This is a genomic window from Streptomyces regalis (assembly GCF_001509475.1).
GTDB classification, from domain to species: Bacteria; Actinomycetota; Actinomycetes; order Streptomycetales; family Streptomycetaceae; genus Streptomyces; species Streptomyces regalis.
In genome coordinates this window covers 1-12,835 of record NZ_LLZG01000010.1, presented here as the reverse complement: position 1 = coordinate 12,835, position 12,835 = coordinate 1, and the positions used below count along the sequence as shown (strand labels likewise).

11 protein-coding genes are annotated in these 12,835 nt (G+C 71.3%); 4 read left to right on the top strand and 7 right to left on the bottom strand.

Going from position 1 to position 12,835, the window contains the following annotated elements; genetic code table 11:
* Window positions 1-74: 74 nt before the first annotated feature.
* Window positions 75-980 carry a ketopantoate reductase family protein gene (locus tag ADL12_RS03150; protein ID WP_062698208.1) on the bottom strand — a complete coding sequence of 302 codons (906 nt, stop codon included), beginning with the start codon at window positions 978-980 and terminating at the stop codon, window positions 75-77.
* Between the two features lie 89 nt (window positions 981-1,069).
* Between ADL12_RS03150 and ADL12_RS03145 the strand changes: the two genes are divergently transcribed.
* Window positions 1,070-1,303 (top strand): DUF2277 domain-containing protein, encoded by a 234-nt coding sequence (locus tag ADL12_RS03145; RefSeq protein ID WP_062698206.1) that lies wholly within the window; start codon window positions 1,070-1,072, stop codon window positions 1,301-1,303.
* 108 nt (window positions 1,304-1,411) lie between these two features.
* Here the strand turns inward: ADL12_RS03145 and ADL12_RS03140 are convergent, their stop codons facing one another.
* From ADL12_RS03140 to ADL12_RS03120, 5 genes are all read right to left on the bottom strand, one after another.
* Complete coding sequence (locus ADL12_RS03140; RefSeq protein ID WP_062698204.1) at window positions 1,412-2,032, bottom strand: DedA family protein; 621 nt, start codon at window positions 2,030-2,032, stop codon at window positions 1,412-1,414.
* A 285-nt stretch (window positions 2,033-2,317) separates the two neighbouring features.
* The gene (locus ADL12_RS03135) at window positions 2,318-2,755 is read right to left on the bottom strand and encodes a DoxX family protein (RefSeq protein ID WP_062698202.1); all 438 of its coding nucleotides are present in this window, start codon (window positions 2,753-2,755) and stop codon (window positions 2,318-2,320) included.
* A gap of 90 nt (window positions 2,756-2,845) precedes the next feature.
* Window positions 2,846-4,762 carry an FAD/NAD(P)-binding protein gene (locus ADL12_RS03130; protein WP_062698199.1) on the bottom strand — a complete coding sequence of 639 codons (1,917 nt, stop codon included), beginning with the start codon at window positions 4,760-4,762 and terminating at the stop codon, window positions 2,846-2,848.
* A 179-nt stretch (window positions 4,763-4,941) separates the two neighbouring features.
* On the bottom strand, window positions 4,942-6,582 hold the full coding sequence (locus ADL12_RS03125; RefSeq protein WP_062698197.1) for an alkaline phosphatase D family protein: 1,641 nt from the start codon (window positions 6,580-6,582) through the stop codon (window positions 4,942-4,944).
* Window positions 6,583-6,693: 111 nt separating this feature from the next.
* Window positions 6,694-7,338, bottom strand: a complete 645-nt coding sequence (locus tag ADL12_RS03120) for an HNH endonuclease family protein (RefSeq protein ID WP_062698195.1) — start codon at window positions 7,336-7,338, stop codon at window positions 6,694-6,696.
* A gap of 378 nt (window positions 7,339-7,716) precedes the next feature.
* Between ADL12_RS03120 and ADL12_RS03115 the strand changes: the two genes are divergently transcribed.
* On the top strand, window positions 7,717-8,298 hold the full coding sequence (locus tag ADL12_RS03115) for a TMEM165/GDT1 family protein (protein WP_062698193.1): 582 nt from the start codon (window positions 7,717-7,719) through the stop codon (window positions 8,296-8,298).
* Window positions 8,299-8,490: 192 nt separating this feature from the next.
* Window positions 8,491-9,168 carry an HAD family hydrolase gene (locus ADL12_RS03110; protein WP_062698192.1) on the top strand — a complete coding sequence of 226 codons (678 nt, stop codon included), beginning with the start codon at window positions 8,491-8,493 and terminating at the stop codon, window positions 9,166-9,168.
* A 267-nt stretch (window positions 9,169-9,435) separates the two neighbouring features.
* Here ADL12_RS03110 and ADL12_RS03105 read toward each other — a convergent pair whose 3' ends face one another.
* A complete protein-coding gene (locus ADL12_RS03105) occupies window positions 9,436-10,506 on the bottom strand; it encodes a peptidoglycan-binding domain-containing protein (protein ID WP_244187749.1) in 1,071 nt (356 codons plus the stop codon).
* Between the two features lie 159 nt (window positions 10,507-10,665).
* On the opposite strand from ADL12_RS03105, the gene ADL12_RS03100 reads away from it, so the two are divergent.
* Window positions 10,666-12,723, top strand: a complete 2,058-nt coding sequence (locus ADL12_RS03100; protein WP_062698188.1) for an MDR family MFS transporter — start codon at window positions 10,666-10,668, stop codon at window positions 12,721-12,723.
* Window positions 12,724-12,835: the final 112 nt, after the last annotated feature.

Here is a 12,835-nt window from a genome sequence, read left to right as displayed (position 1 = left end):
GCTACGCCTGTTCGATTTTGGGTTGCGAGTTCCTTTGGGTGGTTCATGCGAACGGGTGTGTGGGCGGCCCCCGCTCAGTGGGCGGCGGTCCTCAACTCTTGTACAAGGCGGGCCGTTACGGGTGCTGACAGCCCATGGCGCTCCGCCGCGCGCAGCAACGCGCCGCCGATCGCGTCCAGTTCGAGGGGGCGGCCCGCCTCGGCGTCGCGTTGCATCGACGACTTCGTGCTCGGTGGGAAGGCGTCGTAGCGGGCGAGGGCCTGGGCCGGGTCGGCGGGGCCGCCGCAGGCGCGGCTCACGGCTGCCGTTTCCTCGACGAGGGACGTCAGCTCCTCGCGGTGGCGGGTGCGTACGTCGCCCAGGGGGAGGGCGTGGTGGGTGGTCAGCAAGGCGAACGGGGCCAGGAAGGACATCTTCGCCCAGAGCGTCGCCGTCTCGTCGTCGAGGACGCGGGTGGTGGGGCCGGCCGCGTCGAGGGCCTGGGCGAGGGTGTCGAGGTGGCCGCGGGGGACCGGGTCGCCGGTGAGGTCGATCTCGGCGAAGGGGCTGGCGTGCTCGATCTGCCCCGGGGCGACACGAGTCGACTCGGCGCGGATGACGGCCGGCGCGACGCGGTCGGGGCGGTAGCGGGAGCGGAGGGTCTGCGGGTGTTCCACGCCGTTGAGGAAGGGGACGATCAGGGCGTCGCCCAGCGCGGTGGGCGGGACGCGGGTCAGGGCCGCGTCGAGGGCGGTGGCCTTGACCGCGATCAGGCAGGCGTCGACCGGTTCGCGGAGCTCGGTGTCCGTCTCGACGTCGGCCGTGAAGTCCCCGAACAGGCCGCTGCGGACCTGGATTCCGGTCGTACGCAGGGTCCTCGCCGTCTCGTCGCCGGCCAGGCAGATCACGCGGTGGCCGGCCTTGGACAGCAGCGCGGCGAGCAGGCCGCCTATGCCGCCCGGGCCCAGTACCGCCACGGTGAGTCGGTCGTTCGCTGTCATGCGATTCCTCTCGTCGGTCGGCCCCGCTGTGGTGGCCGCCTCGACGTGATCATGGCAGACAGGCCCCTTCCCGAGGGAGACTGTGGGGCATGTGCCGCAGCATCAAGACGCTTCGTCCGCCCGCGTTGCCCGAAGAGGCGACAGAGGAAGAGATCCGGGCCGCCGCCCTGCAGTACGTGCGCAAGGTCTCCGGGTTCCGGGCTCCGGCCGCACACAACCAGGAGGTCTTCGACCGCGCCGTCGATGTGATCGCGCAGGCCACGGCCGACCTGCTCGACGGGCTGGAGGTACGGGGGGCCGCGCCGGCGCGCAAGGCCGGGTAGCAACAACGGAGGCCTGGGTGGCGCGTTGCCGGGGCGGGGCGCGGTTATGCCCGCGTTCGGTTATGCCTGCGTTCGGTTATGCCGTGTGCGGGTTACGCCCGCACACGGCTACGCCGGCTTCCGGCGCACCACGTACGTCGCCCCCGCCCCAGCCGCGAACAGTGCCGCCACCGACACGCCCGTCGCCAGCCATGTCGCGCCCAGCCACTGGGCGCCGAAATAGCCGAGGGCCACGCTGTACGTGGCCCAGGTGACGCCTGCCAGGGCGGACCAGGGAAGGAAGTCGCGAGGGCTGCGGTGCGTGGCGCCGGCGCTCAGTGAGACCACCGAGCGGCCGGCGGGGGCGAAGCGGGCCAGGACCACCAGGGCGCCGCCGCCTCGGGCCAGGGCCGCGCCGAGACGTTCCTGCGCCGAGGTCAGGCGCCGGGAGCGGGCGATCGCGCGGTCCAGTCGGGCGCCGCCGCGCCAGGCGAGACGGTAGGCGACCAGGTCGCCCAGGACGGAGGCCGTCGCGGCGCAGAGCGTCAGGGCCAGGATGTCCGGGACCTCGTCGGGGACCTGTCCGGTCGCGGCGCCCGAGCCCGCGGCCGCCGCCGTCGCCGCCGTGATCACCAGGACGCCGCTGGGCAGGACCGGGACGAACACGTCCAGCAGGACCGACAGCACGACCACCACGTAGATCCATGGGCCCGCTGTCAGCGAACCCACGTCTCCGAGACCCTCGAACACCGCAACTCCCCGTTTACCCCCGTGGCCAGACCGTGCCGCGACGTCGTGGGGGGAGCGGCAGGGGCGGCCTATGACAGCCATACAGCGTACGCGTGGGGTGGGGCAGGAGATTCATCGGGGGCTCGTGTGTTCGGCACAGGATGTTCACTCCGCTGCCGTGGGAACACGTACGGAGAAACGAGTGCAGAGAAGCGAGCCCGGAGAAGCGGCGCCCGTACCGCGTGAGCCTCGCGGATACGGGCGCCGTCGCACGGGCAGCCGGGGCGGGGGCCTGGGCCCGAGTTGTCAGGCCGCCACCGGCGTCTGGTCGGTCGCCGTCCTGCTCTGTGCTCCGGAGCGCTTGGCGACCAGCCGGTCCAGGCCGAACGCGCCGGAGCCGGTGAAGATCAGCAGGAACATGGACCAGCAGTACATGGCGGCGCCTTCGCCGCTGTTCTCGATGGGCCACAGCGCCTGGGGCTGGTGGACCTTGAAGTACGCGTAGGCCATGGCGCCGGAGGAGACGAACGCCGCGGCGCGGGTGCCCAGGCCGAGCAGGACCAGGCTGCCGCCGACGAGTTCGATCACGGCGGAGTACCAGTTGGGCCAGGTGCCGGCTTGCAGGGTCTGGCCCCCGAAGGTGCCGAAGAGCGAGTTGGCGCCGTGGCAGGCGAAGAGCAGGCCGACGACTATGCGGAACAGGCCGATGGCATAAGGCTGGGCGCTGTTGAGGCGTCCGGTCATGTGGGGGACTCCCTCGGTCTGATGTCAACCGGTCCCTGTGAGGAACGGCGTGGGGACGGATACTGATCGGTAGCCCCACGGTAGGTAGCCCTAATCAATACTTGCAAGTTCAACATTCGGCCAACACTTTGCCCCGGAATCCCCTTCCGTCCCGGAGGTAACCGCACGTAGCGCCGCTCTTGCCACCGCATCCGCGTCCGAAAGAGTGACCGAATCCACACCCGGCCGCGCCCCCGCCGCCGTCACCCAGTGCACACCTTCCGTGGGCACCCCGAACGCGAACCGCCTTGTGTGCGCCCGTCCCTGACGGTCGATCAGGTTGTACGGCCGCTGCGTCACGTCCAACCCCCCGGTTTCGTAACCGTCGACGGTGTGCGGCCGGCACTGTCCGGTCTTCAGCAGCCGGGCCAGCAGGTCGTCGGCGGTGCGGCGCAGGTCGGGTTCCGGCAGGCGGGCCTCGACGAGGGTCGTCGCCCGGACCGCCGAGCCCGGCACCTCGGGCGAGTGCGCCACCCAGGCCCCGTCCTCCTCCCGCACCTCCAGCCGGGGCCCGAGCACCTCCACCACGCCCGCCTCCATCAGGGCCGTCAGTTCCTCCACGCGCCGCCGGGGCGGGCCGATGGACAGGAAGGCGTTGAGCGGGGTGTACCAGCGGTCCAGGTGGTCCCGGCGGGACGCGCCCGCGAGCCCTCCGTGGTCGACGATCAGCCGCAGCTCGTTGCGCAGGTCGCGCAGCACGTCGAGGGCCGACTTCAGCGGGCCCTGCACGTTGCCCCGGGCGGCCTGCGCGGCGTCCTCGCGCAGATACGCCAGCAGCCACGCGCGCCACCGCCCGGGATCCGCGACGTCGTGTCCCGTGTACGGGCGGGAGACCCGGTCCCAGCTCCAGCGCTCGCGCTCCGGGACGCCGAACTCGTCGAGCAGCCGCGCCTCTTGGGGGTCCCGGTGGGGGACGGCGAGGAAGAGCTCGGCGAACTCCGGCCGCCGGGTCCCCGGTATCAGCGCCGTGTAGTACACCGTCTCCACCTCCTTCGCCACCAACGGCCATATCTCCGCGAGGAAGTCCGGCGCCTCGCCCGAGTCCGCGCGCTTGCGGAAGCAGGCGATCACCTCGGGCGTCAGGATGAGGGGGAGGTGGCGGCCGTACGGCCCCTTGGCGTTGTCGCCGCGCGCCTGGTACGGGACGCCGCGGCGCGAACCGGCGTACAGGCGCGGCTCGTTGCCGGAGGGGACGTAGCGCAGGACCCGGTCGTCCCCGGCGCGCACGAAGCGGCCGCCGCGGCCCGTGGTCAACAGGGCCATATGGTCGAAGAAGTTGAGGCCCAGGCCCCGCAACAGCACCGGTTCGCCGGGGGATACGGCGCAGAGGTCGACGTCGGCCGGGTTCGCGGGTGCCACGTAGCGCAGACCGTGGCGTTCGGCGTACGCGGCGAGGTGGCGCTGGGTCGCGTCGGCGGCCGTCGGCAGATGTCCCTGGGCCAGGACCACGGCGGACAGGCCGGGCAGGGTGCTGCCGTCGTCGAGGGTGAGGACCTGGCGGCCGTCGGGTGCGTCGTCGAGGCGTACCGCGCGGGCCGTGTGCGTCTCGACGTGGATCGCCGGGGGCGCCTCGCGCACGACCTTCGCGAACACCCACTCCAGGTACCGGCCGTAGTGCGCACGGGTCGGGTACTCGTCCGGGCCCAGTGCGCCGGCCGCCCAGTCGTGGAGGCTGGGGCCGGGCCGGATCGGGCCCGAGCAGTCCACGCTGTCGTCGGTGAACAGCGTGACCTGCGAGGACACCGTGTTCATCAGCAGCTCGGGCGACTGCGCGGTCCGCCACACGCGCCCGGGGCCGGGTGGCGCCGGGTCGATCACATGGACCGTGAGGCGCACCCCGGGCGGGAGGAGTTCGGGAGCCGAGGCGCAGAGGCGTTCCAGGACGCTGGTGCCGCGGGGGCCGGCGCCGACCAGGGCGACGGAGACCGTGGGGGACTCCGGGGTCGGTACGGAGGTCGGTGCAGACAAAAGGGTGACTCCCGGGCGTGGGGGGGCGCAGTGGAGCGATCCGCCGGTCGGATGGAAGCGGACGGTCCGGCTCATCATGCCGTCGGGAGCGGGGCGAACCGAGCCCCGGGGTGAGCGAGTGTGGGATGCATCACGAGCATCAGCCGACACAGCGGTGACAAGCAGGCGGAACAGCCCGATTACGGGGCGAGTTCGGACTCCACCACCGTCCGCAACCGCGCCCCCGCACCCCGCCCCGCCCGCGCCTGCTCCAGCCGCAGTCGCGCCGAACGCCCCCGCAGCGTCAGTGTCATGAGCTGGTTGCCGAACCAGGGCCCGCCCGTCCTGCGCCAGTCGATCGACGGCCGTGGACAACCCCCGTGCCCCGCGAACCACCGGCCGAGCACCCGGGCCGCCCCGCTCCAGCCGAAGCGGAAGCCGAGCCGGATCGCCAGGTGAATGGCGTTGTGGACAGGCGAGCAGGTCAGCTGGAGGACACGGGCGTCGGGCCCCTTCCCCGCCGGCCAGGCCGGCTCGGCCACGTACGCGTGATGCACGTCCCCCGACAGCACACACACCGTCGCCGGAGCCTGAGCCCCTGACCCGGCCTCGGCGATCAGCTCCGCCAGCGCGTCGAAGGACGACGGGAACGCCGCCCAGTGCTCCAGATCGGCCCGCCGCCGCAGATCCTCCCCGAACCGCGCCCAGCGCTCCCCGCGCTCGCCCCGGCACAGGGCCGCGTTCCAGGCCTCGGCGTCGTGCACCAGGTGCGGCAGCAGCCACGGCAGGGACGTACCGATGAGGAGATGGTCGTACGACCCCCGCCCCTGAAGCGCCTGCTCGCGCAGCCACCGCGCCTCGCCCGGGTTGAGCATGGCGCGCGCGTCCTCGTCGAGCACCCGGGCCGCCCGCGTGTCCACCATCAGCAGCCGTACGCGGCCGAAGTCGCGCCGGTAGCTCCAGCGGACCGAGGCCGGTTCGGCATCCGCCTTGCAGGCGAAGGAGCGCAACAGGTCGGTGCCGTCGGGGGTTTCGCGTACGGCGGCGAAGAGCGGGTCGGCGGCCAGCTCGTCCGGCGACAGGTTTCCGAGGTGCTGGTGCACCCAGTACGACATCAGCCCGCTCAGCAGCCGCTCCCGCCACCACGGGGTGGCCCGCATGTCGGCGAGCCAGGCGGCGGAGGTGTTCCAGTCGTCGATGACGTCGTGGTCGTCGAAGATCATGCAGCTGGGCACGGTGGACAGCAGCCAGCGCACCTCGGGGTCGAGCCAGGACTCGTAGTAGAGGTGGGTGTACTCCTCGTAGTCCGCGACCTCGTCGCCCGGCGGGTCGCTCAGATCGCGCCGGGCGGCCAGCCAGCGCCGGGTCGCCTTGGAGGTCTCGTCGGCGTACACCTGGTCGCCCAGCAGCACCAGCACATCCGGCCGTTCCCCGTCGGGGTCGGCCGCGATCCGGGCCGCCAGTGTGTCCAGGGCGTCCGGTCCGACCGGGTCCTTCTCGCCGGCCGGCGGCGCGGCCCAGCGGCAGGAGCCGAAGGCGAGACGGACGGGGTCGCCCTCGGCAGGGGTGCGGATGACGGAGTCCGGGAACGGGGAGTCGGGCAGCGGCCACACGCGCGTGCCGTCGAGGAGGACCTCGTACGACTGTGAGGACCCCGCAGTCAGGCCGGTCACCGGGATCAGGGCGTAGTGGTGGCCCGCGATCTGGAACGTGCGGGAGGTGCCGTGGGCGCCCTCCGCGCCGCGCACCTCGGCGGCGCACGGACGGCTCGCCTCGACCCAGACGGTCGCGGACGAGCCGTCGGCGTACCTCAGCAGTGGTCCCAGGCGCAGTTCGGCCACGTGAACACCCTCCTCCGTCGCCCCGTACGGTACGGAACGACGGAGGTGAGCGGCGAGGTTCCGCAGATCACGGTTTGCCGAACTCGGTCAGTGGCTCGGTCGGCAGCTGCGTCAGCAGTTCGCGAGGTAGTTCGTGAGGGCCGACTTCTCCGCCGAGTCGACCGAGAGGTCGTAGTAGTACTTCACCTGGACCCAGGCGCGTACGTAGGTGCAGCGGTACGAGCTGACCGACGGCATCCAGGTGGCCGGGTCCTGGTCGCCCTTGGCCTGGTTGACGTTGTCGGTGACGGCGATCAGCTGCGGGCGGGTGAGGTCGTTGGCGAAGGCCTGGCGCCGGGAGGTGGTCCAGCTGTCCGCGCCGGAGTCCCAGGCCTCGGCCAGCGGGATGAGGTGGTCGATGTCGACGTCGGAGGCGGCGGTCCAGGTGGCGCCGTCGTACGGGGAGAACCAGCTGCCGCTGGTGGCGGCGCAGGAGGAGTCCTGGACGACGTTCGTGCCGTCGCGCTTGAGGACGACCTCGCGGGTGTTGCACGTGCCGGACTGGGTGATCCAGTGCGGGAAGAGGTCGCGGCTGTAGCCGGTGCGGTCCTCGGTGGCCACGGTGAGCGTGGCCAGGTAGCTGCGGGCGGTGGCGCCGCTGACGGGCGTGGGCAGCGCGGCGGAGGCGGTCGGGGCGTTGAACAGTGCGACGGAGGCTATGAGGCCGCTGAGGGCCGCGAGTATGCCGACCCGTCGACGCGCGTAGAACTTCGACATGCAAACTCCCTTGGGAGGTGGGGGTGTTGGCGTGCGAGCGAAGGAATGCTCGCGACGCCGTGTTGCGGGGAGGTGTGCGTCCGGTAAGAAACTAATGACGCGTACATGACGTGACAAGGTTGAGGGCGGAACGATCTGCCTGTGAATCCGTAGAAGGCGTCCCGTACGATGGGCGGCGCAGAAGGGGAGTAGCTCTTCGCCGGACCGTCGACATACTGCTCAGCTCGTCTGAGCCGGCGCCCGGAGGCAGACCTCGATGGAGGGGTCGGCCAGCGAGACCTTCGGCAAGCAGTGCACTGACAGTGTGCTGCCGTGCCGAGGTGTCTTTGCGGGATTCACAGCACTCTCGGTGGGGCAGCCCCGACCGATTGAGGGACCTTGATCAGCTTCACCGTGACGGCCGTCGTCTTCGGCGTCGTCTTCCTCGCCGAACTGCCCGACAAGACCGCGCTCGCCGGGCTCGTCCTCGGTACGCGCTATCGCGCCTCCTACGTCTTCGCCGGCGTCGCCGCCGCGTTCGCGCTGCATGTCGCGCTGGCCGTGGCGGCCGGCAGCGTGCTGACGCTGTTGCCGCAGCAGATCGTGCAGGCGCTCACCGGTGTGCTCTTCCTGGGGGGCGCGGCGGTGCTGCTCATGAAGGGGGACGAGGACGAGGAGGAGGTCCGCAAGCCGGAGAACCAGTCCTTCTGGAAGGTGTCCGGGGCCGGATTCATGCTCATTCTCGTCGCCGAGTTCGGGGATCTGACCCAGATCATGACGGCGAATCTCGCGGCGCGGTACGACGATCCGCTGTCGGTGGGGGTCGGTGCGGTGCTGGCGCTGTGGGCTGTGGCCGGGATCGGGATCGTCGGGGGGAAGGCGCTGATGCGGCGGGTGCCGTTGCGGTTGATCACCAAGGTGGCGGCGCTGGTGATGCTGGGGCTCGGGGTGTGGAGCCTGTGGGAGGCGGTCGCCGGGTGAGGCTGTGGTGAGCCGGGGCCGACCTTAACTGTCGGTGAACGGTTCCTGGAGGTGGTGGCGCATCTGGGCTCGGTTTTGTACCGTGGGGGAACAAAGTGGTCCCCGCCCGTTTTCCCTGACCGGCGGGCGGGGCCACCTTGTCCCTCCGGGGGCCACCCGTGTACCCCCGCGCCCCTCGCCTTGGAGCTGCCGATGCCGGCCACCACCGTGCCCGCCACGCCCACTGTGCTCACCGCCCGTGCCCTCCTGCTCGACATGGACGGCACCCTCGTCAACTCCGACGCCGTCGTGGAACGGATCTGGCGTCGCTGGGCCGAGCGGCACGGGCTGGAGGGGGACGAGGTGATGAAGGTCGTGCACGGACGGCAGGGGTACGCCTCGATGGCGCTCTTGCTGCCCGACCGGCCGATGGAGCAGAACCACGCCGACAACGCGCGCATGCTCGCCGAGGAGACGGCGGATGTGGAGGGCGTGGTGCCGATTCCGGGGGCGCCGGAGTTTCTGGCCTCGCTGCGGGGGCTGCCGCATGCGCTGGTGACGTCTGCCGATGTCCCGCTGTCCACGGCGCGGATGGCTGCGGCCGGGCTGGAGCTGCCGGAGGTGCGGGTGACCGCGGAGGCGGTGGGCGCGAGCAAGCCCGACCCGGAGGGGTTCCTGAAGGGGGCTGCCGAGCTGGGGGTCGCGCCGGCGGATTGCGTCGTCTTCGAGGATTCGGCTGCCGGGATCGAGGCGGGGCGCTCCGCGGGGATGCGGGTTGTGGGGGTCGGGCCGCGGGCCGGGTCTCATGGGCCGGATGTGGTGGTGGCCGACTTGCGGCAGGTGCGGGTCGAGGCTGCGGCGGGTGGGGAGATCCGGCTGTACGTCGCCTAGTGCCCCGGGTGTCGGGGTTGTGGTGGTTCGCCGGAGAGATCGGGGCTCGGGGTTCGATGGCGGGTGCGGGTTGCATGTGGCTGGTCGCGCCCGCGCGGCGGAGCCGCATATCGATGCAGCCCCGCGCCCCTGGGTCGGCAGCGGCGCAGCCAACCTAGGGGCGCGGGGAACTGCGCGAGCAACCGAACACGACCCGCACCCGCCATCGAACCCCGAACCCCGAGCCCCGAGCTCTTGGGCGCACGGCTCTCGCAGCGCAGCGCAGCGTCACGGTTCTGTCGTCTCCGACTCCAGCTTCTCCCGCGTCGCCAGGTCGTACACCCCGTACGCCTCCGGCTGCACTCCCCGCGCCCACTGGTACCTGCTGACCGCGTCCTCGACGCCCTCGTTGTAGTTGCCGTCGGCCTTCCTCGTGTAGAGGCCGAGCTGGGTCAGGCGGAGTTCGAGTTCCCTGACCTCGGGGCCCCGGTCGCCGCGGCTGAGGGTGGGTGGTTCGGGCTCTCGGGGGGCGGCGGACGCTGCCTGGGCGTCCGTGGCTTCGGCTGTCGAGGGGGGTGCCGTGGGTTCTGGCGAGCGTGAGGGCGTCGGAGATGCGCTCGACTTCGACGGAGACGGCGAGGGAGACGCGCTCTTGGTGGGTGACGGCGGCGCGGGCGGCGGTGCCGGCTGCGTCGGCGTCCCGGTCGGCGACGGCTCCTCGGATGCCTCGCTGGTCGACGGGACCGGGACGCTTGCCCGTACGTCGTCCGGCAGTGCCGTGTCCCGCGACGGCGTCTCGTAGGTGAACAGGCCGCTCGCCAAGCCGGCCGCCGCCACTACGGCCACGATCCCTCCGCCGACGCCGAGCAGGACCGTACGTGTGCGGCGGTGTCCGGCCCGCTCGCCCCGAGCGTTGCTCCTGGCGCCCTTGCCCTTGCCCTTGCCCTTGCCCTTGCCCTTGCCGTCCACGGCCCTGTCCCGCTCGAACAGGCTCAGGTCCCGGGCGCTCGGTGGTGTCGGCTGGGGGGACAGAGGGGTGGGGAGCGTCGAGGTCGGTTCGACGGCGGTCGGCGGTATCGCCCGCAGCGGCATCGTTTCGCCGTCGGCCTCCAGCTCCACGTACGGGCGTATCCGCAGGGGGTCGAAGTCCTCCGCCGCGGCCGCCTCCGCCGTACGGGCATCGCGCAGGGCCTCGGACACGCGCTGCCCGCAGCCGCACGACGGGGTGTTGTCGGCCGCTCTCGGCGCACCGCACTCCGGGCAAAGATGGCTGGCCGGGCTGACAGGGCTGTCCGGGCTGTCCGGGCTGTCCCGGTCCTGCGGGCCCCTCGCTCCCTCGGTTCCCCTCGGCTCTGTCACGCGCTCTTCCCCTCCCCTCGCGAAATCCCCAGATTATGCAGACGTTCATCACGCCGCCTCCCCAACCCCCGGAAGGACCGATTCCAAACGGACTCGACAGGCCATAACGGGGCACAGCGATCACGATGGGAGGGGTAACGACTCGCTCGGGAGGTCTTCATGGCCGGGGACGCGCACGGTATGACGGGAAATGTGCGTGACGCGCAGCCCCCCAAGCGGGGAGTCGAGGCGCACGAGAACGTGCCTGGCAACGTCCTCGTCTCCATCGGCGCGCTCCTTCTCGGCATGCTGCTCGCCGCCCTCGACCAGACCATCGTGTCGACCGCGCTGCCGACCATCGTCAGCGACCTCGGCGGCTTGGATCACCTGTCGTGGGTCGTGACCGCGTATCTGCTGGCGTCCACCGCCGCGACTCCGCTGTGGGGCAAGCTCGGTGACCAATACGGGCGCAAGCGGCTCTTCCAGATCGCGATCGTGATCTTTCTCGTCGGTTCCGCGCTGTGCGGCACGGCGCAGAACATGGCTCAGCTCATCGCCTTCCGGGCCGTTCAGGGGCTCGGCGGGGGCGGGCTCATCGTGCTGTCCATGGCGATCGTCGGAGACATCGTCCCGCCTCGTGAACGTGGGCGGTATCAAGGGCTGTTCGGTGCTGTGTTCGGGGCGAGCAGTGTGCTGGGGCCGTTGCTGGGCGGGGTGTTCACCGAGCATCTGAGCTGGCGGTGGGTGTTCTATGTCAATCTCCCCGTCGGCATCGTCGCCCTGGCCGTCATCGCCACCGTCCTGCGCATTCCGCGCAAGTCGACGCGGCATGTCATCGACTATCTCGGTACGTTCCTCATCGCCTCCGTCGCCACCTGTCTGGTGCTGGTGGCGTCCCTCGGGGGGACGACGTGGGGCTGGGGGTCGGCACAGACCGTCGGGCTCGTCGTCCTCGGGGCGGTGCTCGCCGTCGCCTTCGTCGCCGTGGAGCGCAGGGCCGCGGAACCTGTTCTGCCGCTGAAGCTGTTCCGTGTGCGGACCTTCACGCTGTCCGCGGTCATCAGCTTCATCGTCGGGTTCGCCATGTTCGGCGCGATGACCTATCTGCCGACGTTCCTCCAGGTCGTGCAGGGAGTCAGCCCGACCATGTCCGGTGTGCACATGCTGCCGATGGTCGTCGGCATGCTGCTGTCGTCCACCGGGTCCGGGCAGATCGTCAGCCGTACCGGGCGCTGGAAGGTGTTCCCGATCGCGGGGACCGGGGTCACGACGCTCGGTCTGCTGCTGCTCCATCGGCTCGACATGGACAGCTCCACCTGGGAGATGAGCGTCTACTTCTTCGTCTTCGGGCTGGGGCTCGGGCTGGTCATGCAGGTGCTGGTGCTGATCGTGCAGAACGCCGTCTCGTACGAGGATCTCGGCGTCGCCACCTCCGGGGCGACGTTCTTCCGGTCCATCGGGGCCTCGTTCGGCGTCGCCATCTTCGGCACGCTCTTCGCCAATCGGCTCGATGACCAGCTGGTGGAGGCGTTTCGGGGGGCTCGGCTTCCGCCCGGTGTCTCGCTGGAAGGGCTTGAGGCGGATCCGCGTGACATCGCCCGGCTGCCCGCTGCACTGCGGCCGGCCGCGCTGGAGGCGTACGCGATCTCGATCACCGACGTGTTCCTGTACGCCGCTCCTGTGGCGCTGGTGGGGTTCGTGCTGGCCTGGTACCTGCGTGAGGACAAGCTGCGGGGGTCCGTGACCGCCCCCGACGTGACCGAGACGCTGGCCAGCAACCCCGTCGAGCGGTCGTCGTACGACGAGGTGTGCCGGGCGTTGTCCGTGCTCGGTACGCGGGAAGGGCGGCGCGAGGTGTACCGGAAGATCACCGAGCGGGCCGGGTACGACCTGTTGCCGGCGGCCAGTTGGCTGCTGCTGCGGATCAAGAAGTACGGCTGGGTGGAGCCGGCGCTGCTCGCCGAGCGCAGTGCTGTGCCGCTGCCGGTGATTCTGGACGCGGCTCGGCAGGTGGAGGAGCGGCGGTTGGCTGTCCGGGAGGGGCTTGATCTCGTGCTGACCGACCGGGGGCGGGAGGTCGCCGAGCGGTTGGCTCGGGTGCGGGAGGAGTCGTTCGCCGAGTTGCTGGGGGACTGGTGGGGGCCGGATCGGCCTACCGATCTGGTGCAGTTGGTGAAGGAGCTGAACGAGGAGTTGTGCGGGTCGGATCGGGAGCAGCCGGGGGCCTCCGGCGGTTGAGCGGAGTGTGCGGGTGCGTGGGGGTGCGCGTCGGATGCCTGCGGCGGCCTGTGTCGCTGCGTGGGGGTGCGCGTAGCGCCTGCGGGCGGTGGGTGGGTCGGGGCCGCGCCGG